27 protein-coding genes are annotated in these 22,824 nt (G+C 36.4%); 14 read left to right on the top strand and 13 right to left on the bottom strand.

The features are described from left to right. Positions 1-40 precede the first annotated feature (40 nt). The 3 genes from RHTP_RS03410 (at position 41) to RHTP_RS03400 (ending at position 2,063) form a co-directional block, all read left to right on the top strand. On the top strand, positions 41-784 hold the full coding sequence (locus RHTP_RS03410; RefSeq protein WP_138106731.1) for a biotin--[acetyl-CoA-carboxylase] ligase: 744 nt from the start codon (positions 41-43) through the stop codon (positions 782-784). A 312-nt stretch (positions 785-1,096) separates the two neighbouring features. Further along, positions 1,097-1,543, top strand: coding sequence for a hypothetical protein (locus RHTP_RS03405; protein WP_138106730.1), 447 nt, complete (start codon positions 1,097-1,099; stop codon positions 1,541-1,543). After that, positions 1,461-2,063, top strand: a complete 603-nt coding sequence (locus tag RHTP_RS03400; RefSeq protein WP_171005721.1) for a hypothetical protein — start codon at positions 1,461-1,463, stop codon at positions 2,061-2,063. The genes RHTP_RS03405 and RHTP_RS03400 overlap by 83 nt, the downstream gene beginning before the upstream one ends. Positions 2,064-2,112: 49 nt before the next feature. Here RHTP_RS03400 and RHTP_RS03395 read toward each other — a convergent pair whose 3' ends face one another. From RHTP_RS03395 to RHTP_RS03385, 3 genes are read right to left on the bottom strand one after another with little or no spacing between them, the layout of a single operon-like run. Then, entirely contained in the window at positions 2,113-2,880 is a 768-nt protein-coding gene (locus tag RHTP_RS03395; protein ID WP_138106728.1) for a NifU family protein, read from the bottom strand. Next, positions 2,877-3,998: a cysteine desulfurase family protein gene (locus RHTP_RS03390; protein ID WP_138106727.1), complete on the bottom strand. Its 1,122-nt coding sequence runs from the start codon at positions 3,996-3,998 to the stop codon at positions 2,877-2,879. The genes RHTP_RS03395 and RHTP_RS03390 overlap by 4 nt, the downstream gene beginning before the upstream one ends. Beyond that, positions 3,985-4,677, bottom strand: a complete 693-nt coding sequence (locus RHTP_RS03385; RefSeq protein ID WP_138106726.1) for a 2,3-bisphosphoglycerate-dependent phosphoglycerate mutase — start codon at positions 4,675-4,677, stop codon at positions 3,985-3,987. The genes RHTP_RS03390 and RHTP_RS03385 overlap by 14 nt, the downstream gene beginning before the upstream one ends. Positions 4,678-4,862: 185 nt before the next feature. On the opposite strand from RHTP_RS03385, the gene RHTP_RS03380 reads away from it, so the two are divergent. The 9 genes from RHTP_RS03380 to RHTP_RS09110 all read left to right on the top strand — a co-directional run bounded on the left by RHTP_RS03380 (position 4,863) and on the right by RHTP_RS09110 (position 10,182). Further along, positions 4,863-5,147 carry a type II toxin-antitoxin system RelE/ParE family toxin gene (locus RHTP_RS03380; RefSeq protein WP_138106725.1) on the top strand — a complete coding sequence of 95 codons (285 nt, stop codon included), beginning with the start codon at positions 4,863-4,865 and terminating at the stop codon, positions 5,145-5,147. 13 nt (positions 5,148-5,160) lie between these two features. Continuing rightward, a complete protein-coding gene (locus tag RHTP_RS03375) occupies positions 5,161-5,505 on the top strand; it encodes a HigA family addiction module antitoxin (RefSeq protein WP_138106724.1) in 345 nt (114 codons plus the stop codon). A gap of 95 nt (positions 5,506-5,600) precedes the next feature. Continuing rightward, the gene (locus tag RHTP_RS03370; protein WP_138106723.1) at positions 5,601-6,317 is read left to right on the top strand and encodes a pseudouridine synthase; all 717 of its coding nucleotides are present in this window, start codon (positions 5,601-5,603) and stop codon (positions 6,315-6,317) included. 72 nt (positions 6,318-6,389) lie between these two features. Beyond that, on the top strand, positions 6,390-7,064 hold the full coding sequence (locus RHTP_RS03365) for a TIGR00153 family protein (protein ID WP_138106722.1): 675 nt from the start codon (positions 6,390-6,392) through the stop codon (positions 7,062-7,064). Positions 7,065-7,067: 3 nt separating this feature from the next. Further along, positions 7,068-8,489 carry an inorganic phosphate transporter gene (locus RHTP_RS03360; protein ID WP_138106721.1) on the top strand — a complete coding sequence of 474 codons (1,422 nt, stop codon included), beginning with the start codon at positions 7,068-7,070 and terminating at the stop codon, positions 8,487-8,489. 84 nt (positions 8,490-8,573) lie between these two features. Beyond that, entirely contained in the window at positions 8,574-9,152 is a 579-nt protein-coding gene (locus tag RHTP_RS03355; protein ID WP_138106720.1) for a hypothetical protein, read from the top strand. A gap of 99 nt (positions 9,153-9,251) precedes the next feature. Beyond that, positions 9,252-9,611: a hypothetical protein gene (locus RHTP_RS03350; protein ID WP_138106719.1), complete on the top strand. Its 360-nt coding sequence runs from the start codon at positions 9,252-9,254 to the stop codon at positions 9,609-9,611. Further along, a complete protein-coding gene (locus RHTP_RS03345; RefSeq protein WP_138106718.1) occupies positions 9,584-10,069 on the top strand; it encodes a hypothetical protein in 486 nt (161 codons plus the stop codon). The genes RHTP_RS03350 and RHTP_RS03345 overlap by 28 nt, the downstream gene beginning before the upstream one ends. Then, positions 10,066-10,182 carry an FKBP-type peptidyl-prolyl cis-trans isomerase gene (locus RHTP_RS09110; RefSeq protein ID WP_138106717.1) on the top strand — a complete coding sequence of 39 codons (117 nt, stop codon included), beginning with the start codon at positions 10,066-10,068 and terminating at the stop codon, positions 10,180-10,182. The genes RHTP_RS03345 and RHTP_RS09110 overlap by 4 nt, the downstream gene beginning before the upstream one ends. On the opposite strand, the gene RHTP_RS03335 is transcribed toward RHTP_RS09110, so the two are convergent. Continuing rightward, a complete protein-coding gene (locus tag RHTP_RS03335; RefSeq protein ID WP_138106716.1) occupies positions 10,179-11,138 on the bottom strand; it encodes a DMT family transporter in 960 nt (319 codons plus the stop codon). The genes RHTP_RS09110 and RHTP_RS03335 overlap by 4 nt on opposite strands. Positions 11,139-11,226: 88 nt before the next feature. Continuing rightward, positions 11,227-12,261: a ferrochelatase gene (hemH, locus tag RHTP_RS03330; RefSeq protein WP_138106715.1), complete on the bottom strand. Its 1,035-nt coding sequence runs from the start codon at positions 12,259-12,261 to the stop codon at positions 11,227-11,229. 61 nt (positions 12,262-12,322) lie between these two features. Between hemH and RHTP_RS03325 the strand changes: the two genes are divergently transcribed. Next, a complete protein-coding gene (locus tag RHTP_RS03325) occupies positions 12,323-13,063 on the top strand; it encodes a substrate-binding periplasmic protein (RefSeq protein WP_138106714.1) in 741 nt (246 codons plus the stop codon). A 17-nt stretch (positions 13,064-13,080) separates the two neighbouring features. Here RHTP_RS03325 and glgP read toward each other — a convergent pair whose 3' ends face one another. Then, positions 13,081-15,681, bottom strand: coding sequence for a glycogen/starch/alpha-glucan family phosphorylase (gene glgP / locus RHTP_RS03320; protein ID WP_138106713.1), 2,601 nt, complete (start codon positions 15,679-15,681; stop codon positions 13,081-13,083). 75 nt (positions 15,682-15,756) lie between these two features. Between glgP and sthA the strand changes: the two genes are divergently transcribed. Continuing rightward, complete coding sequence (sthA, locus tag RHTP_RS03315) at positions 15,757-17,157, top strand: Si-specific NAD(P)(+) transhydrogenase (protein WP_138106712.1); 1,401 nt, start codon at positions 15,757-15,759, stop codon at positions 17,155-17,157. A gap of 92 nt (positions 17,158-17,249) precedes the next feature. Here sthA and RHTP_RS03310 read toward each other — a convergent pair whose 3' ends face one another. From RHTP_RS03310 to RHTP_RS03285, 7 genes are all read right to left on the bottom strand, one after another. Next, positions 17,250-17,849 carry a hypothetical protein gene (locus RHTP_RS03310; protein ID WP_138106711.1) on the bottom strand — a complete coding sequence of 200 codons (600 nt, stop codon included), beginning with the start codon at positions 17,847-17,849 and terminating at the stop codon, positions 17,250-17,252. A gap of 38 nt (positions 17,850-17,887) precedes the next feature. Continuing rightward, on the bottom strand, positions 17,888-18,409 hold the full coding sequence (locus RHTP_RS03305) for a hypothetical protein (RefSeq protein WP_138106710.1): 522 nt from the start codon (positions 18,407-18,409) through the stop codon (positions 17,888-17,890). Between the two features lie 29 nt (positions 18,410-18,438). Continuing rightward, complete coding sequence (locus tag RHTP_RS03300) at positions 18,439-19,632, bottom strand: hypothetical protein (RefSeq protein WP_138106709.1); 1,194 nt, start codon at positions 19,630-19,632, stop codon at positions 18,439-18,441. 499 nt (positions 19,633-20,131) lie between these two features. After that, entirely contained in the window at positions 20,132-20,308 is a 177-nt protein-coding gene (locus RHTP_RS08790) for a hypothetical protein (RefSeq protein ID WP_171005720.1), read from the bottom strand. A gap of 79 nt (positions 20,309-20,387) precedes the next feature. Further along, positions 20,388-21,161: a U-box domain-containing protein gene (locus RHTP_RS03295; protein ID WP_138106708.1), complete on the bottom strand. Its 774-nt coding sequence runs from the start codon at positions 21,159-21,161 to the stop codon at positions 20,388-20,390. A 29-nt stretch (positions 21,162-21,190) separates the two neighbouring features. Next, positions 21,191-21,913, bottom strand: a complete 723-nt coding sequence (locus RHTP_RS03290; protein WP_138106707.1) for a hypothetical protein — start codon at positions 21,911-21,913, stop codon at positions 21,191-21,193. 537 nt (positions 21,914-22,450) lie between these two features. Further along, on the bottom strand, positions 22,451-22,822 hold the full coding sequence (locus RHTP_RS03285) for a VOC family protein (protein ID WP_138106706.1): 372 nt from the start codon (positions 22,820-22,822) through the stop codon (positions 22,451-22,453). Positions 22,823-22,824 lie beyond the last annotated feature (2 nt).

Here is a 22,824-nt window from a genome sequence, read left to right as displayed (position 1 = left end):
GAATTACGTATTTAATGCAATTTTGTCTAGGAGAACCCCTATGGATTTACCTATTAAACCAAAATTTGACTATATCCATTTTGTAACAATTGATTCTACAAATAGTTGGGCTAAAAGAAATACGGCTCTTTTAAATCAGAATCATATAAGTGTTATTACAGCTAATCAACAAACAAAAGGATATGGTAGATTTAAGCGCATCTGGGTTTCTGCTCCTGGGCATATTCATGTAACCTTATTTTTTACGCTTCCTTTAGATTACCCTTATCTGATAAATCTAGGACAAATTCTAGCACTAGCTTGCAATCATGTTTTAGAAAATAAAGGGTTTCCTATACAACTTAAATGGCCAAATGATCTATTGCTCAATAAGAGAAAAATAGCAGGTATCTTAGTAGAGGTGCTTCATTCTAAAAAGCTAGAAATTGTACTTGGAATGGGCCTTAATGTAAATGTGCATGAAGAGCATTTGAAAAAGGTCGATCAAAAAGCTACATCTTTAATGCTCTTTAGTAAAAAGACCTGGGTACTAGGCAGTATTTTAAACCCTATTTTATATACATTTTATAACTATCTCAGATTGCTTTCTTCTTCTGGATTTACTCATTTTCAACCTATCTATCAAAAGCTGCTCGCTTTTCATGGTGAAGAGATTGTCTGCCAAGTGGGAAATCAAAAAATGCAAGGAGTCTGTCATTCCATAAATCCGGATGGCACACTGAATTTGCAACTTCCTTCCGGCGTAATGATTTCCCTTAACGCTGCAGAAATTTCTACTCCTTAAATACATTTGAAAAACAGTTACAAGGTTTGGCGCAATCTTTGGTCTTTTTTATGCTAGTTTTTCCTGTTAAAGAGTAAATCTCTCTTAGTTTGCTCCAGTCACTACACACTGTTATGCTTTTTTTTTCAGGAAGTAGTTTGAAAAAGCGCTTATTGAACTAGCAAACTTATTTCAGCATCTGCCCTTTCTAAAGACAGTAATACTTTAAACAATCTCCAAATAAATAGAGAAAAGAACTTCAGAAAAAACACTTTGAAATAAAATATTTTTTATTATCTCCTATTAGAAGAAAAAAATAACAGGAGTATTATCTTGAATACTTTTTCAAAAAATATACGCTTGCGTATTGCAATTATTTTTTTAACATGTGCCGTCTATTATGTTACATTCGCCTTAGGATGTATACCTATGCCTTCTGCTAACTCTTCTGAAGACTCTGATCATCTTGTCAATGTTGTTGATCCTATTGAACTATATTTTGAAAACTTTGAAATCCTTACTAAATTAGAAGACTGGAAAGAAATCATTGCTAAGGGCAAAATTGCCTTAGAATTTGCTAAAAATGCCAATAGATCTAAAGATGAAGCAACAATTTGCGCTCAATTAGCTTTCAATAGCCTTCTACTTAGGCGAATATACTCAAGTCCTTATATACGACGGCAATCGTTGTCACAAATTGTCGGAAAACTTTATAGACCCAACCCTTTTTATTCAATCATTTTGTCTAAAATCAGCTGTTTATCGTGCTTTTGCAGCTAAAGAGAAGGAAGAGCAAGCACAGCAAATATCCTATCTTCGTGCTGTTGAAACTGCTGAAGAAGCCGCTCTTATTTATACCAAAAAGAACATCGATAATGCAAAATCAAAAGGAAGAGTCTATTTTAATTTGGGAGCTGCGCATGCAGATAACCCAAAAGGAGATTTAGAAAAGGCCATAGATTCTTATTTGATAGCACTTGAATGTTTTAAAAAAGCGAATGCAATTAATGATGGTATTCGTATCAATATTCGGTTGGGTAAGGTGTATCTGCTTCAAAAAAAATACGATCTTTCACAAAAAATTATCGACGAAGTTCGACCTCAAATATCAAATGAAAGACTTGCTATGCATGCAGACTACTTGGAAGCACAGCTTAAATTAGCTATAAATGATATTGAGGATGCAAGAGAAACTGCTAAAAATGGATTGGCTAGGGCAAAAGCTCTTGGATCAAAAGAAGATGAGTTACGCTTGACCCTCTTATTACAAACTATTAAAAGCCTAATCGATGAACAATAGAATTCTATTGCTCATCAAATTTCAAAGAAAAATGTGCAGCATGAACCTTCTAATAGTTTAATAAGGAAAGGTCTGGTTTAACCGACAAACCAGAATATACCTTTGCTTGCAAAATCCCTTCAATCGCTTGCAGAGTTGATCCTATTGCAGAAGGACAAGAAGTACAAGCTCCTTGATAAGCAATAATTACTTGATTATCCAAGGTGAGCTCTTTAATCTCAATTCCTCCTGCATCTAATTCTATGTAAGGGCGAATATCATTTGCAATCACTGTGTCTAATACAGCTATTTTTTGTTCATGACTAAGATCTTTCCATCCTGGATACTCCTCTTGATTATGCAAAAGAGAAGCCAAAGGAGTTGGCACATAATTATGTGGAAGGACAATATCTCTACAAGACTCTACTGCATCTTCAATTGCATCAATAACAAGGTTTAAATAAGAAAAAGCAGATTCAGGAAAAGCAGGAATCTGACTTTTATCACGTACTTGTTTATCAATTAAATCCACGCTTAAAAGAGCTGCCTGATCGTAATTTTTGCGCATTAAAACTTCACATGCAGCTTCTAAAGCACCAATTAAGCAAGAAGGACCAAACATCTGAAATTTTGCATCAGCAATAACACCATCACTTTCATCTACAAGCAAGTAAATTTTAATCCATTTTCCTAATTGATAATTTCCCTGTGTGCCGATAGCTAATCTCATCCCCTTAGCTTGTGCTTCCTCAAGAGAAAATGCACCTACATACAAAGGCTTTTCAATTTTTTGCGCAAGACGTTTGCTATATTGCATCCAAGAATGACTTTCTATCATAAGGCATCTCCTAAAAGAGTCATTTTTTTTAATTGTCTCACACAATCTACAATGATGCAAACAGCTGCTTCTATTTGGTCTTCTGTTGTTTCATAAGAAAGGCTAAAACTGATTGCCGTATAGGCTAGCTCAGGTGCAATATTACATTTAATCAGTATTTGAGAAAGCAATTGATACTGCCCAGATCCTATAGAAGCAAACACCCCCTTACGGTTCAGTAGATACAAAAGCGCTTCTGCATGTATGGCTGGGAAGGCAATAACAGAGCAATTAGGAAGCCTTTCTACATGGGTAAAGAGAATCTTGGCATCGCTAATTTGTAGAGAGATCTTTTGTTCAAATTCATCACGCAGTCTTGCAGTTTCTAAGCAAGTAGATTCAAAAAGAGCGATATTCTCTTCAAGAGCTGCTACTAAACAAGCTAAAGAAGCGGGCATTTGCTGCTGCGGGCAGGAAAACAAAGTATGCTCTTTAACAATCATGACAGATGTTCCTTGAGGTGCATGAATCAAAGACCCTTCTAATGTCAGAAAATCAATAGGAAGATCACGCAAACAAAGATGGGCTTTCCCTAATACAGAGCTTGCATCCACATGCAAAAGAATTCCTCTTTCTTTGCATAGCGCTGCTAAGTCGGCTAATGGATGGATAATACCAGTCATGGGACTTGCCCAAGATAGGCTTAAAATAGAAACTTTAGGAAGTAAAGCCTTATCTAACATCTCTTGAGTGATTTGCCCTTGCTCATTGACCTCTATTTGCCTACATATACACCCTATATCTTCTAACTCTCGCCAGATCTCTAACGAACCTATATCTTCTATGTTGGTCGTTAAAATCTGGTTTTTACCGGTTTGATACACTGTGTTGCGGTAATGAGAAAATGCCAAATGAGATAAAGCTTCTAGACGGCTTTGAAAACAAAAAATGCGGTCTAGGGGATTTAATCCTAGTAAATCAGTAAAACGTTTAGTGTTTTTCCTTATGGAAGCTACTACCTGTTGTCCCATAAAATGAGGTGCTAAAGGATCTCCCCAATCAGTTTTAAAAAATACGAGCATTCTTTCAATAGCAGATAGAGAAGGTTTTGTAGCGCTATGATGATCAAGATATATCATTTTTTTTCCAATTGTTATGCATAAAAGTATAAAATAGCGGCTCCCCTGTAGCAAGCTCCAATTCTACTACCTGCTCTTTAGACAACTGATCTAGATACATCACAATCGAGCGCAAAGAATTCCCATGAGCTGCAATGAAAACATTTTTCCCTTTTTGCAAAATAGGCAATATATATTCTTTAAAATAAGGTATTGTTCGCTCTGCTGTCATAGATAAACTCTCTCCTTCTGGAGGAGGGACATCAAAACTTCTACGCCATTTTTGCACCTGTTCTTTTCCAAACTGCTCTATTGTTTTTTGCTTGTTTAAGCCCTGTAAATCTCCATACATTCTTTCATTTAGTTGCCAAGCTTTCACTACAGGTATACAGTCTTTTTTAACACTTTCATCATGGATTTGAGACCATTCTTCCGGTTTATTCTTGTCTGGTTCTATAAAATAAGGGACTTTTCCTGATTGATGATATGCCATCGCAATCATCGCAGTCATTTGCGCTCTAAACAATGTAGAAGTAAAAATGTAATCGATAGGAATATGAGCCATATTTTTACCAGCTTCCATTGCCTCTTCGATTCCCTTCTGGCTTAAAGGAATATCCACCCATCCTGTAAATAAATTGTGCTTATTCCATTCTGATTGTCCATGGCGCATCATGATTAAAGTAGCTTTTTTTGACATATATCTTCCGTTTAAAATATCTCTATTGGAATCATATTAGCAAAAACTAGAAAAAATGAAAAAACGAAACAAAAATTTAAATGGAAAGAAACAAATAAAGTTTCCTCTTAGATATAGCCTCAAGATTATTTTTTTGACATAATGTAATCTAATTGGTTTACAATTTCTTCTAAACGAGATTCTAAATGGCGATTAAAACTTTCAGACACAAGGGATTAAAGAAATTTTTCGAATTTGGAATCAAAACTGGAATTCAGGCAGTTCATCCAAAAAGAATTAAGCTTATTTTAGATCTACTTAATGGCGTTATGGAAGCTAAAGAAATGAATTTTCCAGATTCTAATTTTCATCCACTAAAGGGGAATCTAAAAAGATTTTATTCAGCACATGTAAATGGTAACTGGATAATCATTTTTCGATTTGAAAAAAGCGGCGAAGCCCATAGCATTGATTTAATCGACTATCACTAGAAGGAGTTAGTATATGGCGAAAAAAAGGAAACCGACTCATCCTGGAGAGATCCTTGATGAACTTTACATTAAACCTCTTAACTTAAACCTGCAGAAGCTCTTTGATCGGTTAGATATTGCTAGAAACACGTTATTTAAGATTAGATCTGGCGAGGCAAACATTACCCCGGCTATTGCACTTTCGCTTGCTGAAGCATTTGATACAACCCCACAGCTCTGGCTTAATTTGCAGCAAGCCTACGATTTATGGATAGAGGAGCATGAGCATAAACGCGTGGAACCAATCGTTAGAAATGGCGTAATCATTCCTATTCCACAAAATATGGGAATGACTAGATCATCGTATTCTAAAATTTAGTAATGTAAAATACTTATCCACCTACTCGGTATATTTCTGAAACAAAAATTTAAATCATTGAAATTTACTGTTATCCCTTATATAATCCTGCCCCTATGGAAGATAAAAAACGTTTAAGTAAAGTCCTGGCTGCTGCTGGGGTGGCCTCTCGAAGGGCTTCAGAAGAGTTGATTTTTAAGGGTAGAGTAACCGTTAATGATGAGGTCGTACTTGTTCCTCAAACGCTTGTTTGCGCTCAAAAAGATCAAATTTGTGTAGATAACGAGCCTATCCAGACTGAGGAAAAAAAAGTTTATTACCTTTTGAATAAACCCCATGGCTTTATTTGTTCTAATGCTCCTTTAGGAACAAAAAAAAGAGTTGTCGATTTATTTACTCACCTTCCCTATCGTCTATTCACCATTGGGCGATTAGATAGAGATACAACCGGGCTTTTATTAGTGACTAATGATGGGCATTTTGCCAATAAGGTGATCCATCCATCTTCTAATATTCAAAAAGAATATTTAATCAAAACACTACAAGAAGTGACCGATTTGCATCTGAAGCAAATTTCTAAAGGACTTTTTATAGAAGGGTCCTTTATAAAACCTATACGAGTGGTAAAAGTACGCAAGGGCACATTAAAAATTGTAGTCAAAGAAGGGAAGAAGCGAGAGGTTCGTTTGCTTGTACAAGGAGCTAACCTTGAGATTTTAGAATTGAGTCGTATTCGCATCGGTGGATTACTTTTAGGTCCTATTGCCGAAGGTGATTTTCGACCTATGACAGAAACAGAAAAGCAGGTTATTTTTCAATCTTCCAATCTTTGAAAAAGAGTTGTATTCAATTAGCTTTAAAGCTAGATTCCGATATGAGATTTGAGTATTTTATAACAGGATTGTATGCTTAACATCGCACGCCTTTTTGGCAAGTCTCCTTTTGCTCCTTTGCAAACCCATATGAAAAAAGTAGCCCACTGTGTGGAAAAACTCTCACAGATGTTTGCTGGTTTAGCAAAGAAAGATGCAGAAAAAATTGCAAAAGCAGCGCACGAAATCTCTCGTCTTGAACACGAGGCAGATTTAGCTAAAAATGATATTCGCAACCATCTTCCCAGAAGTATCTTTTTACCCATTGATCGAGCACAATTCCTCGATATTTTGTCTATCCAAGATGATATATCCGATAAAGCAGAAGATATTGCTACCCTACTCACCCTAAGCCCTCTAGAAGAGTGCAATGGATTTCTTCCACAAGTGCAAAACTTTTTTCGTAAAAATGAAGAAGTATTTATCCATTCTAAGCGTATCATTGAAGAAATTGATGAATTACTAGAATCCTCCTTTGGAGGAATTGAAGCGGAAAAAGTAAAAACAATGGTAGAAGAAACCGCCTATCTCGAACATGAAGCAAGTAAAATGCAGCATGTACTCAAAAAAGAGCTATTCACCAAAGCTCATTCTCTTTCCAACCCGGGCTTCTATCTGTGGATGAGTTTGATTGAAGAAGTAGCAAAAATCTCTCATCTTTCCGAGAGCTTAGCAAACCGCATTCGAATGGTCCTAGAACTAAAATAAACAATGGACAATGCAACAATACTTACACTGCTTGTTCTAGCCATTGGCTTTTACATGGCTTGGAATATTGGAGCCAATGATGTTTCTAATGCTATGGGAACCTCTGTTGGCTCTGGCGCTCTCACTCTAAGAAAAGCTGTTATAATAGCAGCTGTCTTAGAGTTTAGCGGAGCTTTTTTTCTTGGATCTCACGTCTCAGAAACCATGCAAAAAGGATTGATTCACACCCAATTATTTGCAGAAGATCCGCTCATCTTAGTCTTAGGAATGTGCGCCGCACTATGTGGAACCGGAGTCTGGTTACAAATAGCTTCCTTTTTTGGGTGGCCTGTTTCTACAACACATGCAATTGTAGGCGCTATTTTAGGCTTTGGTGGCGCAGTCATGGGAATCGATGCCATTCAATGGGCTGCGGTAAATTCGATTGCAGCTAGCTGGCTCATCTCCCCTGTTTTAGCAGGAATGATCTCCTACTTTGTATTCAATATGTTGCAACGCAATATTTTATACGCAATGAATCCTTTAGAAGCAGCCAGAAAATTTATTCCCTTATTAACCTTTATTGTTCTTAGTGTATTTACCTTAAGCTTACTGTTCAATGGGCTGATGCGTTTAGATTGGCATTTTTCTTTTATCCAAGTATTAGCTATTGCCTTTGTCATTGGCAGCATTGCTTCTTTTATCGCTTTTTTATTAGTCCGTAGAGTACATTCTCCCAATGAATCAAGCCCTATCTCCCGTTATTCTCCTCAAACGGTTATCAGTTTAGAAAAAGCGCTTAAGCACCTTCAGCGCGTTCATGTGGTATCTTATGATGAAACCCATGAACAGATAGGACATTTAGTAGAAGAAGTACAATCTCTTTCTCAACAATTAAGGCAAGAAACAAACTTTTTAGAACGCACTTCTGAATATACTTCTGTAGAAAAAATGTTTGGTTATTTACAAATCTTAAGCGCCTCTTTTGTTGCTTTTGGTCATGGAGCTAATGATGTTGCCAACGCCATAGGTCCTGTTGCAGCCGTTCTAGATATTATTAATAGAGGTGTTGTTTCTCAAGCAGCAACGGTTCCTTCTTGGCTACTTGTATTTGGAGGCTTAGGAATTGTAACAGGTCTTGCAACTTGGGGTTGGAGAGTCATTGCCACCATTGGCAGAAAAATCACCGAGCTTACTCCCACCCGTGGCTTCTCTGCTGAATTCGGCACTGCTATTACCATCCTCCTAGCTTCTAAATTAGGCCTACCCGTCTCTACCACGCACTGCTTAGTCGGTGCTGTTCTAGGAGTAGGGTTAGCTCGTGGAATCCGCGCCTTAAACCTTAGGATGCTTCGCGACATTGCCCTATCCTGGGTAATTACCCTTCCTGCCAGCGCAATCACTAGCGTTCTTATCTTCTATTTACTAAAAGCTATTTTCATATAAATACTTATTTAAAAAAAAGTAGTCGAACTAACCCACTTCATGTTATTTAGAAATTAATTAAAAGATAAATCTCGATGTAATATAATGGCTCTTAAAAAAAAGTTAAGGACCTGCAACTTCATAGTTTTTAGATATTCTTCTATTCAAGCAAAACCCATTATACAAATTGCTTCTGATCTTGTAGAAAGAACCACGTATTGCACTCCAGCTCTGCGTGAACATGCTCCTGAAAAAACCGATTGCCTAACAGCTATTCACTATATTTTCAAGAAAGCCTTAAACGTCGACATGCCTCTTACCTTTATAGGAGACATGCCTCGTCAGCTTTTATCTCTAGAGAATTGGAGTCCTATTGAATGTAATCTAGAAAAGACGCAATGCGGGGATATCTTTTTTACAAGAAACAAAAACAAACCAAAACTTATTTCTCACATAGCGCTCATTATTGAGCCAGATAAGATCTTCCATTGCACTCCTATCTTAGGAAAAGCCATGATTCAATCAAAAGAAGAGTTCTTCTCGTGCTACGAACAAAAGTTGCATTTCAGAAAAATGATTTGTTATATTGATCCAAGAAATAAAGCACTGCGTTCTAAACAAGGAATGTATCTACCTATGAGTAAAGTATATGATGAAATGATAAAAGGTACCTCTCATAGCTAAGCTTCCTTTAAATTAAAAAAGCTTTCTAGCAATTTTCCTTTTCGTATTCACTATGGAAATGTAATAATCGTGGGATATTAATCGATATAGAGAAAATTGATGAAGTTACTTTTGCTTTTTTCCCTTTTGTTGATTTACTCTGCTCCTTTAATTTCGCAAGAAATAGATAATAAACCCTCCATTAATCATCGCCTCCAATTCATTTCTCCTGAAGAAAGAAAAATCTTAGAAGGGTTCTTTCGACGGCTTTTCTACCATGGAGATTTTTCCTATACTTTATTCGGCCTTAAACCAATGGGAAGCATTGATTATAGCTTAAGCTATCTTCGTTTCCCTGTATTTTATAAAAACCCCGAACAGCATCTTTATTTGATGGCTTTAGATGAAAAAGACTGGAAAGTTTGGGGGAGAGACATCAACATCTTTTCCCTATGGAAAAATACAGCTTTGTTAAAGTAGAAAAGGATGGTTCTTTTGGGTTTTTTCTGGTAAATAAAGAAAAATCCTATGCGGTCATTGAAAAAAATCTTCAGCTTTTCCAAGATCTCACAGGAAAAAAAGTTTGTCCTCGCACGCTCTTGCAAAAGTCAAAACCTTTAAAGGATTGTTACGCTTCTCTAATCACCTCTCTAAATAACAAAATAAAAGAAAAGGAAATTCTTAACCTCCAAGCTGCTGAATCTTATTTGTGCAAGATATCAAACAGAGAAGATATCCATGAGATAGTTAAAGATAAGCTCTATTATAAAATAGCAACCACGGGAGCTGGAGAAGAGCTCAAAAATACAAATAACACTCCTTTGATTTCTTTTAGAGAAAGGGCTCTAGATGGCGAAACTTTATCTGAAAATACTTCAGGAGTACGCATTTCACTCTCCGAAATGATCCCTGGGCTTCACAAAGCCTACAGGGTATGAGAGTAGGAGAAAAAAGAGAAATATTTATCCATCCAGATCTTGCTTATAGAGAATCCCCTAAGCCGGAGCCTTATTCTTTGATTATTATTGAGGTCTCTCTTGTTTCTCTTTAAGCCAAAGAGGTTTGTTTTTTAGCAGCTTCTTCTTTTCGAGTTCTATAGAGAATGAATAAATTACTTCCAACAATGACCATAGCTCCGATTAACGTATAGATGTCTGGTGTTTTGTTCCACCAGGTAAAATCAAGAGCTACTACCCAGAAGAAGGTAGAGTAATCAATAGGCGCAAGGATCGAGGCTTGCGCAAAACGAAGTGATTGTGCAATAGCGTACTGAGCACCAGCTGTCAGCATACCTACAATGGCAAAAAGACCCCAATGAGTCCAAGGCATCGGTTTCCAAACAAGAGTAAACTGAGGAGATAGCCAATTGGGAGAGGTTGAAGAAATAAAGGCTAAAATCAACATAGCCACGATCATTACGAGATTTGGATAGATCGCAATGGCAAGGCTATGTTCTGTTGATGCTAAACGGCGCATGAGAATCTTGTTCAAAGCTCCCAGAAAAGTTGCAAAAAGAACCAAAAATGCTGCTGATTCCATGACACTTGCTCCAGGGCGCATAGCGATGAGGACTCCTATAAGACCGATTCCTACAGCAATCCATCTCTCACGAGTTACTTTTTCTTTGAGCATCAATGAACCTAAGACAATCATGAAGAAGGGCGAGGTATAGCTAAATGTATAGATTGTCGTTAAAGAAGAGAGTGAAAAAGCGAACATAAAACAAAAAGTATAGATCAAATTAACCGTTAGCCGAGTGAGATGACTAGCTGGGTGTTTTGAATAAAGAATCTTGCGCGGACCGCCTTGGAAATAGGTTGCGATGAAAAGAGGAACTAAACGAGTAAATGCACGTAGCAGCGTGACCTGACAGACACTATATGTACCCATGAGATGTTTAATGAAAGCATCGGATAGCGGATAAAGCGCCAATCCAAGAATCATTAAACCAACTCCTAATACAGCTTTATTTTGTAGTCTTCTGTCTGCATTAGCTTCATATGCCATAAATACTCCTTACCATTTCAAAAAATAACCAACGCTAAAGGAATTTTCTTCTCCATTATCCTTTAAACCATAGATATTTGTATATGTTTTATTTTTTTTTGCACACACAACAGCTTGGCATACATACACTACAGCAAGAATGGGTAGGATGGCGAACGAGCATCTGATTGGGCAATGTTTCTTCTTGTTCCATAATGGTAAGAATTGCTTGAACCCACTCGGGATGGTGGTTGAGAGCGGGGCAGCGAATAGCGGTTAACCCCTGCTTGCGAATGACTGGTAAATAAAGTTTTTCGATTTCAAAAAGGGTTTCTATATGATCTGAAGTAAAGCTTAAAGGAATAACTACCACGGTTTTTCTACCCTGCGCCCAAGTACTAATCTCTTCGCATACATCACTTGTATAAGGACGAAGCCATTCTTGCTTATCAAATTGAGATTGATAGGATAAATGACAAACCGCTTGAGGAAACCGTTTTTTAAGCGCATAAAAGCTCAAAAGACATTCTTTTTCATAAGGATCTCCTGTGCAAACAAACTTTCTAGGGATCGCATGGGCAGAAAAAAGCAAGCACACTTCTTCTTCTTTAAGCTTCTGCTCGCTTAAGCAAAGACGGATTTGTTGCTCGAATGCATTAAGATATAAAGGATGGGTTGCGTAAGATTTAATCCAAGAGAGTTGATTCAGACTCTGTCCACATAAATTACGAGAAAAAAATAGAGCTACGCTTCCTGTTGTAGCATAGCTAAATTGGGGAAACATGGGGAAAACCCGTATCTGATGATCCTCTGGTATTTGCTTAACAGCAGATAAAAAGCAAGCGTGTGTTTTAGGTAAATAACGGTGGAAAGTAAGAACAGGTGCTTTTCTACATTGTCGCAAAGTTGCAGCCATTTTTTCGGTATCTTCATAGATTGGCGATCTACCACCGATTTTTTCATATTCAGGAATAACTTTTAGCGCACGTTTTTTTGCAATTCTGGTAAATAATAAACGATGAAGAAAAGAAGGAAAAGGAGTACGAATCACTTCCTGGTCAGTCAGCAATTCTTTTAAAAATCCTTCTACTTCTTTTAGATCTCTAGGACCACCAAAGTTGATAATGAGATAAGTGTTTGACATAATTAAAACCTTAAACGATAAACATACACTTTTTTATCTTATTTGTGTTACAGGTCATCTTATGTTAAAGAAAATTTCTACCTTATTGCTACTCGCTCTTCTTTGTTGCTGTGGGAGTAAAACCCACCCACAAAAAGTGGCCCTTGATCCTAGTTGGTATCCTTTGGATTTAGAGGATAGAAATGCACAGTTAGTAGGATTTTCTACAGAAATTTTGCAGAAGGTTTCAAAAAAAATCCCCCTTGCTAAAGTTACAACTGACGCGCATTACTTGTTAGAAGACTTACTTCAAGAAAAATATGAAGCTGTGCTCTCTTCTTTTCCTCCCTATAACTTTAACAAAGATCGTTTTGATTTTTCAGAAAGCTATCTAATGTTAGGCCCTGTAATTGTAGTAGATAAGTCGTCTGACATCTCTTCTATAAAACAGCTAAAAGGTAAAGCTGTTGGTGTTCTCTCAGATGCTAATGTTTTGTTAATTGAATCGGTTCCAGATGTGTTAATTCATCAATATTCGTCTAAAGCACAAGCTCTTGAGGATGTAAACTTAAAAGTACTCGATGCTGCTTTAATCGATATTTTAAGCGCCTATGCATATTGCGAAGATCTCTATCAAGATAGGCTAAAGGTGGGATCAGCGCCTTTAACCAATGAGGGGTTAAGACTGATTACAGCACGTAATAAAAACGGCTCTTTAATCAAAGCCTTTAATCAGGAGATTCACCAGTTAAAGCAATCTGGAGAGTATCAAAAAATGCTTGACAAATGGGGCCTTCCACAAAAAAGAGAGATCAAAAAATAAGAGAGATTGTACTTTCCTTAAGAAGGGTTTTTTACAGAACCATTTACACTAGATGGGAAAATACGACATTTATCGTGCTCACTATACTCAATTCTTATTTTTTCTAACTCTTTAAGATCAACTGGACAAGGTTGAATATCCCAAACCAGTTTTGCGTAATTTTTAATCGATTCATCGGAAGAAAAATTTCCCATGGCTGCTATGTTCTGCAGGGCATACTCTGCCCATTCTTGGGGTTTTAAAAATAGAGCCTCTACTGCCTTCTGTGTTCTATAATAATCCAATAGGTCCCCTAAGACAAAGTAATAATCTGGTATGCACCCTGCCTGATTATGCAGCAGGCTTTGATACAAATTGCTAAGAGCCTGATGCTCTTCTTCTGTTTGCGTAAAACTTTGATCGCGTAAAGAATCAAGCGCTTTTCGAATAGAGTCGTTTTGCATATAGATATCCCAAGGATTATAGTTACCCGTATGGCGAATCAAATCATTCTCCAATGCGGTTTTACCAAAACGAAAAGGCCAAAAGCGATCTGTTACCTGTTGATGCATCTCAATGTTTGCTCCATCTTCTGTTCCAATTGTCAATGCTCCATTCATTGCTAACTTCATATTGCCAGTGCCAGATGCTTCTGTTCCTGCTGTGGAAATTTGCTCTGATAAATCCGCTGCAGGAATAATCGTTTCTGCTTTTGATACATTGTAATTCTCTATAAAAACCAATTTTAATTTCTGATTTGTTTTAGGATCTTGATTGATTCGCCTAGAAATACAGTAACTTAGTTGAATGATTTGTTTAGCCACTTCATACCCAGGAGCTGCTTTACCAGCAATGAACACCATTCTTTTGATACGGCGTGCTTCTGGATTCTCTTGAAGCTCATGATAGAGCATAATTACATGAATAAGGTTCATCAGCTGTCTTTTATACTCGTGAATCCGTTTGATTTGCACATCAAAAAGAGCACTCTCATCTAAAAAAGAGTAATGGCCAATAGGTTTTCCTGCGCTATCGCGTATAGGATTTGTATGCTGCAGGCATTCAAGCAATGTTTGCTTATTTTTTCTCTTAATTTCTAAAAATTCTTTTTGAGAATCAAAATCATTAGCAAATTTTGCAAGACCCCGTATTTCTTGAAACTGTGTAATCCACTGTTTACCAATTCTTTTTGTAATAAATGCAGCAAGAAGTGGGTTGCAATCTAAAAGCCATCTTCTTGGGGTCACCCCATTGGTTACATTGACAAACTTTTCTGGATACATTTCATAAAAATCTTTAAAGATCTCTTTTTTTAAGATCTCTGTATGTAACGCTGCTACTCCATTTACTCGATGTGACCCATAAATAGCCAAATTAGCCATCTTGACCTGACCTCCTTCAATAATCGACATAGATCGCACTCTATCTTCATCTCCTGGGTATTTCTGACGAATCTGATTACAAAATTCTAGATTGATTTTTTCGATGATCGCGTATTGACGCGGTAATAGATATTGCAAACTACTTTGATTCCACTCTTCTAAAGACTCTCGCAAGATGGTGTGATTGGTAAAGTTACAACAAGTTTTTACCACATCTAAGGCTTCTTCCCATCCAAAGTCGTGCTCTGTTATAAGTAATCTTTGCAATTCTGCAATGGTAAGCGCAGGGTGAGTATCATTGATATGGATACGCACTTTATCTGCAAATTCATTCATATTCGAGAAAATAAAAAGATGTCTTCTAATGATATCTTGCAAGGAAGCAGATACCAGAAGAAATTCCTGTTTTAAACGAATTCTTTTACCTGTTTCATTGTGATCATTAGGATATAACACATCGGTAAGGCTAGTATTTTCTGCAGCTGCACCTAGCATCCCTGCATTGTAGCGCTGCAACTGAAAGTTTCGAGGAGATTCTTTTGTGGTCCATAAACGCAGTGTATTTACTGTAAAATCAGGGGTTTCTTTGTATCCAATAATGGGAATATCATAAGATAGAGCTCTTACTTCTTCATAGTCTGCTAATTCATAGACATCTACCCCTTTTTTATTCTTACCAGGAACAGCTTTTCCAGCATAAAAAACAGAGGCCGCATGCATATCACGACGATATTCCCAAGGGTTTTCATGCAATAGCCAAGCCTCTGGTCTCTCTACCTGAACCCCATTACATACTGCTTGATCAAAAATGCCATATTGATAACGGAGCCCAAACCCAATAGCTGGAATTTGCTGAGTAGCAAGAGAATCCATTAAACAAGCAGCTAATCTTCCCAAACCTCCATTGCCAAGCCCTGGCTCTGGCTCAAAATGTAATTCTTCTTGATAAGAGCGATTTAACTGTTTAAATACATAGTTAATTAAATCAGTTGCATGAATATTGATAATGTTATTTTGACAAAAACGCCCAGGCATATATTCCATACATAGATAAAAAAGCATCCGTGCTTTTTTCTCTCTGTATGTATGCACACAAGCCGTCCAATTAATCATGATTTCCTCACGCAATGTTAGAGCAAATGCGCGATAAAATTCTTCTGGACTAGCCTCATTAATTGTTACCCCCATTGTAGTAATCAAGTAATGTCTAATTTTTTGTATTAAATTATCTGCTTGGGTTTGCGTTTTTAAATCCATCTGTTTCCTTTGCTACTTGAAATTCTTCCGAGCATTGTGTAATTACTTAATTATCTAACATAAGCAAGAGTTAATGTGCAAAAATTTGACCTTATTGTAATTGGTTCAGGCCCAGCAGGGGAAAAAGCAGCTGTCAAAGCGGCTTATTTTGGTTATAAAGTAGCAATTATTGAAAAGGAAGAGCTATTTGGAGGAGCTGGAACGGTGACTGGAACCCTCCCTTCTAAAACCCTTAGAGAAACCGCTTTGTATTTTTCTGATAAATTAGAAAAAGGTCTTTATGGGATTGATCGTACTTTTTCTCATGAAGCCTCTATGACAGATTTTATGTATCGTAAGAATCAGGTAAGAGATTCTTCTTCCAAAGAGGTCTTTGATAATTTATCGCGTCATCATGTCAGCATCTTTTATGGAATAGCTAATTTTGAAGATGCACATACTATTCATGTGCAAGGTAAAGACCTCATCTCACTCTTTGGAGAATTTATCATTATCGCTACAGGATCCTACCCTTATCATCCAGCAAATATCCCTTTTGATAACAAACGAGTTCACGATTCTGATACCATTCTAGAATTGACAAGGCACCCTTCCTCCTTATGTATTGTAGGGGCTGGAGTCATCGGTTGTGAGTATGCGACTATTTTTGCAACCATTGGAACGCATGTCTATTTAATTAACGATAAAGAAAAAATCCTCCCTCATCTTGACGAAGAGATTTCCCATGCACTTGTAAAAGAAATGCAAAGCTCTGGTATTGACATCCTTTTTAATACCTCGATTGAATCCCTTAATGTCCCTTCTTCTGATCAGACACCTATAGAGGTTCATCTAAAAAATAAAAAAAAACTAGAAGTTGACATGTTCTTATTTTCTGCTGGCCGCAGTGGAAATATAAAACAGCTTAAATTAGAAAAAGCAGGAGTGAAAATAGGAGAGAGAGAACTCATTATAGTAGATCATCAATATCGCACTAACATATCTAACATCTTCGCAGTCGGAGATGTCATTGGCTTTCCTGCTCTTGCTAGCACTAGTATGGAACAGGGTAGAATTGCAGTGGCTCATATTTTTCAAACACAAGATCTAGAACATCTCCCTACCTATTTCCCTTATGGGATCTACACTATTCCAGAAGTATCTACTATTGGACTAACCACAAAAGAAGCAGAAGAAAAAAAGATCCTTTACGCTATAGGAAAAGCGTATTATACCAATATGCCCAGAGGTAAAATTATGGGAGCAAAAACCGGAATGCTCAAACTACTTTTCCATAAAGATACCCTACAAATCTTAGGCGTGCATATCATCGGAAGAATTGCCACTGAAATCATCCACTATGGTGTCATCCTCGTAGAAGATAAAAAAACACTGCACCACGTAATATCGCAAGTATTTAACTGTCCTACTCTGCATGATCTTTATAAATACGCAGCCTATGATGGATTAATTCAAGTAACGCCAAAATTTAAATAAACGGTTCAATCTACTTTTGGGTTGTCATTTTGGACGAAGCCAGAGTTTGATTTTAGACATCAACTTGATTGAGGAGCTATAGATGAATATCACTAGCTTCTTTGCTCCCCCGCAGGCAAAAAGTATAGCCCTCCTGAAACCGCAAAAAATATCAGTAAGCTTGTGATTTTTTTTTTTATATCGCCCGATGTCTGATTTGTTGGATCTGTATTAGGAATCGTGTTTTCTGGATTATCTTTAATAGCTAATTGGTCTTCTCTGGGCAATACCGCTGCTGGTTCTCTGTGTCCGGTTAAAAAATAAAACCCATTCCTTACAGGATTGAAAAATCTTTTTGCAAAATTTGCAATATTCGATGTCATTTCTTTCATCTCTGACGATGAATTTGCTAGATTTTGTAAAGCCTGCGTATTTTTTTTCTCCACTTCGATTATATTATCCAGCCGTGCAAGGATTACTTCGCTGCCTTCCCTTAATCTTGCCATACCATTAGAGACTTCTTTTTGAGCTTGTTCTAATCTATCCATTATTTGAAGAGTCTCTTCGGTACATCTTACTGCTGAAAGAATTTTTGCAAAGTCTTCTGGATGATTTTTTGCATACTCTTCCGTGAGATTATATTTTTCTCTTAAAAATGTGTTACTAATTGATGGAGATGTCTCATTTGCTATAGTACTATTTACTGGACTCATATTAATTATATTCCCGATATTATTGGTTAATACTTTGATTATTTGGCCTTTTTAGAGACCTCTTCTTTCACCTTAAAATTTTGTACTTGTTGAATGGATGCTTTATGCGTTTTTTCGTGAATAACAGGCGCAACAAGACACCCACCAGTAGCTCCACCAACGAGTGCAACTCCAGCAGCAGCTGGTCCTGTTCCAGCTAAGGCAATAGCAGCCCCAACAGGCGGAAATGCTAATACTAATCCACCTCCTAATATAGCACCAGCAATGGCACAAACGTATTGAAGTACTCTTTTGGATGATTGTAAATTTTCATCAACAAGTTGAACAAATCTTCCGTTTTCGGTTTTTTCGCTCTCAAGTTTAGTGCATCTATTTTCAAGTTCTGTATTTTTGGCTTCTAAAATTTTAGTATACTGTTTTTCTGCTTTTAACTCTTTTTCTGCTTTTTCAGATCTTATTCTTAGATTATAGCCACCCTCTACCATCATATTAAAAGTATCTACGGGCATCGTAATTGTTGGAATTGATGAATTTTGTACGGACATATTTGGTATCGACATATTGGTTCCTAAAAAGTTTATTTAAAAAATTAATTATTATCTAAGCAATCTGAAGCTGTGTAAACCATGCTTAATATCATATTAAAAAATAGATTTTCATTTTGGTTTAACAACCATGTCAGCTCTTGTTTAGTCCATTTGCAACATTTAAACTTTCTTTTTGCTTCAATAAGATTCAAAACATCAATATTTGTAGCTTTTATTGAATCTAGCTCCTCTTGTGTCCATTCAATATTTTGATCGACACCTTCTTCCGGAATGAAAAAATTAAGCTTCATAGTTTCTTCTAATTGAATCGAAGCTGGATGATCCATAATGCTTGTTGTTTCATTAGAGGCCAAAACTTTATTGTTCTGATGTACTTGAACTCTATTTGGCATAAGCATTGTCATAGCTATTAAACCAGCTGCAATCGTTGTAGCTGCCATACTTTTTAATGGAGCAGTACAAAGCATAGACTCCGGATCACGGTCACAACTGGAATTTTGAAGATATGTCATAGTTGCCGCTAATGCGGATGTTGTCAAAGAAAAGCAAGTAATCCTGAAACAACGACTTGTCTGATGAATATCTTGAGAGAGGTAAGCAAGAAAGTCTGATGTGATATGGGTCATGTAACCAAAATTTCTACTTGCTTGATTGGCAGCACCGGATATTTCTGTAGAAGATTGTGATAGCGATTCTGTCATCTGGCCAAAGTTTTGACTCATTTTATGGGCATCTTCGGTTAATTGACCAACAGAAGATTTTAAGTCACCACTGGTATTTTTTAGAACGTTAACAATTTCAGCTTCTGTTTTGGTTGTGTTATCGACTAATTTTTTTAAATCATTTCTTGCGTTGCTGGCGATTCCTGTTAATTTAATGGCTCGATACCACGAGACACCCATATCAGAACAAAATTTTAATCCAGCAATTCCCATTCCCATTTTGGTAACAGCCCCGACTCCTTTGACGGTTTCAGTCAAATTCCCAGGAATTCCTTTAAAATCACTAATTAATTCGTTAGTATTCCTTAATGTTTGATTAGCATTCTCTAGTGTTTGATTAGAATTATTTAGTGTTTGATTAGCATTTCCTAATGTTTGATTAGAATTCTCTAATGTTTGATTAGCATTTCCTAATGTTTGATTAACTCTTGGAAGAGTATCCCTTAGAACACTGTCCATCAAGCTAAAGGCTTTATCGAATGCTTTCTGGCCAGCTGCAAATACCCCACCCATTTATATAATCCTCTGTAATTATATGTTTTTTAACGTGAGATATTACAAAAATAGTTTTATTAAAGGAAATAAAAATTTAAATGAGTTATTCATGTAAATAAAATATTTAAAAATTAGATATAGTTTTTTTGTAAATGGAATGACCTTCTAAAAGCCTTCCCATTTCTTTATCACTCAAACAACGATTGATAATTTGAAACTCATAATCACGAATGATAGCAGGATGTTGCAAACATTTTTCTAAAATAACTGCTCTTGCGTAAGGTTTATAAAAAAATATATTTACTTCTCTTTTTCCTTTTGTTAGGTTTGAATGCAATATGAATTTTTTGAAACTAGTTCCAGCGCAACTTGTTTTACAAAATGGCATGACCTATCAAGGGCATGCGCCAAAGTGGTTTAAAGAAATTGATAACAAAAGATGAAGATGAGGGCTATGCAAGTATTGAATCATGTAATTTGAATAAATTAGCATACAGAAAAGTCTGTGCGCTAAAGATTAGACAATTTGCTTGATCAATTCTGGTAGTTCAGAAGCTGCAGCTATAAGTTCATTTAACTTTTTAAGTTCTTTTTTGGATACATTGGATACAATTGGAGATTTCAATAGATTTGTGTTCATTTTACTTGCAATAATACTTCTTTCTGTTTGAGTCATAGAGTAAAATTTAACCACTTTAGCTACCTCTTCAGGCAATTCTTGTGTTTGGTTTTTAACTTGATCAACAATAAAACGTTGCCATAAAACCTTCGTATTATAATTGTTTATTAATCTTTTTAAATATATTTTTATAATAATCTGGGATTTTTTTTAATTGATCTTCTGTTATAAAGCCAGCTCTAAGAGGGCAGCGTCTCTGTAAAGCGTTTTCAAGTTCTTCTTGAGAAATGGGAGGAAATTCGAATAATCTATTTAATAGGGATTGATCGCAAGTTCTTAACCAATTAATAATAGCTTCGTTTTCAAAGACATGGCCATGGGGATCTCTTACTGGTTCTATTGCAAACTGATTAGTAATTGGGCACTCAAGTGGCACTCTTTCCCATACATCAACATCTACGAATCTTGAAAGTGCTGGGAAAATTATTTTTTCATACTTTTCATTACTCCAATGAAGATACTCCGATGAATGGGTAACATTTTCAACAACTCTTCTATGCCCAAATTTTCCTCCAAGATTATAGCCAGTCACTCCTCCTACAATTGCTCCGCCCACTCCACTTGCAATAGTGATTAATGGCATCAATGGAACCCAATACCAAGCAACTGCTCCTCCAACAGCACCACCTGTTGTACTCCCACCAGCTGCTCCCCAGAACTGAGCTTTAGAAACTGCTTCACCTACTCTAATACTCAGACTCTCATTTTGTTCATCGTTAAGGCTAAACTGATAACCTTTAAAATTAATATTTTCTATTAAGTTTCTTTCTTTATCTGTTAAAGCTAAGCAATTAGACCCAATTAGTAAATCTTGATCTGGTGTTCGATTATCCTCTGGAAATACGGCTCTAATTTTTCCTAATGTCATGTAGATAAGCTCCTGTTAGTTATATTTTTTTAAAATGTAGATGGCTGTTGAAGCAATTGCAATCGCTGATAAAGCCAAATATAATGGCATAAAAAAAAACAAGCAGTCGCAGCAGAAACTCCAGCTACAGCTTCATATTTCCATCGTTTTCCAAAAACCTTTTCTGCTTTTTCAGAAGGTGAGAGTTGGGCCCATTGTTCCCTGTGTTTATCAAGAATGGGTTTATTGCTACCCTTAAGCACCAAAAGATCATATGGAACATACTGTTTTAAATGTTCTGGTTCTTTTTTATGGAGCTCATAGATTTCCTCCTCGCAAAAAGCAAGCACAAACCAGTCCTTTTTACCTCGTTCAATAGTTGGGAAACCTCTTTCAGGGGAATCATCTATATATTCTTTTGCTTTTGCTTTGCGAAATTCAGGGTCGGCGTATTCTTCTATAATTCTGCGTTGTAATTCATTCATCGACCACCATAGTTTTTCTTTGGCTTCTTCATAAGAAGAAGGCTCTTGTGCAAAAAAAATTTCTTTGTTTACCTCATATTGTGCTTCTGCCAGTTCTAGAGGCATAATGCAAGGTGGGTTAAAAACTGAATATGCTTTGTATCCCAGACGATCAATAACTGATTTAATCCGACCTTTTAAAGAAAGATCTTGATTTGAAGAAACTACTTCATCTTCATTATTTAAGAATGAAAAATCAGTTGATGATGATCCAGGTAAATTTAGTGATACTATAGGTGAAATAGACATGTACTCCTCTTATGGGTTTTAAAAACATAGTTTTCACATTGATGATCAAGGTTTTTATATTACAAAAATAACGATGCTCTAGTAATTCCTGCCGTATATTTTTATACGTACTCCTGTTTGCTTTTCTATCTTATAGATCCTCTTTTTAAAAAAAGAGATATTAATGATAAAAAAAAGGTTTAGTAAAGTAAATGTTTTTCTTATATATCATTAACTGTACTCTAAGACTTGTTATCTTTGTATCAATCCAATATTTGTTACCTGTAAGATTGCCTATGAGCTCACTTTACGCACACATAGAAGAAAAAACTGATCTTGACACACTTTAGTAGACAGATAGAAAGCAAACAAATAAAATCATTTAATTAAGAAGATTTCTTATATTTAGACAAAAATGTGCCTATGGAAAGCTTTTTTTACGCCTTAAAAATTCGCACGATTGCATCATTTATTCCCTTATATTAAATAAATAAACTGCAATGCAAAAAATTTCCTGGGAAACTTAGTTCTTAAATCTATTGATAAATACACAATCTCTTAATCCAAAGGAGATACCCGAATAATATGACCATCGGGATCTTGAACAAGGAAAGTACGACCAAAGACCTCCGTATAAGGTTCTCGCAAAAATTTGATATCGGAATTTTTTCGCCATTCCTGAAAGAGAGCATCTACCTCTTCGTTGGAAGGCACCATAATACCAATCTCAGAAAAACGTGGTGCAGAAAAATCAGGTTTTGTTCCACCTGTCCAAATGGCAAATCGCGCTTCCCCACCAGCAAAAAATGCTACATAGCGAGGGCTTGAAAATACTGGATCAGAATTGAACAATGTCTTGTAGAAAGACGTTGAACGTTCAATGTCGGATACATAAATCAGCTGAAGATTGGGATTGCAGGTTATTGTCATTG

It is taken from the genome of Candidatus Rhabdochlamydia sp. T3358 (assembly GCF_901000775.1).
Classification (GTDB): domain Bacteria; phylum Chlamydiota; class Chlamydiia; order Chlamydiales; family Rhabdochlamydiaceae; genus Rhabdochlamydia.
The sequence above is the reverse complement of the archived record's forward strand: the minus strand, read 5'-3'. Positions and strand labels throughout refer to the sequence as shown.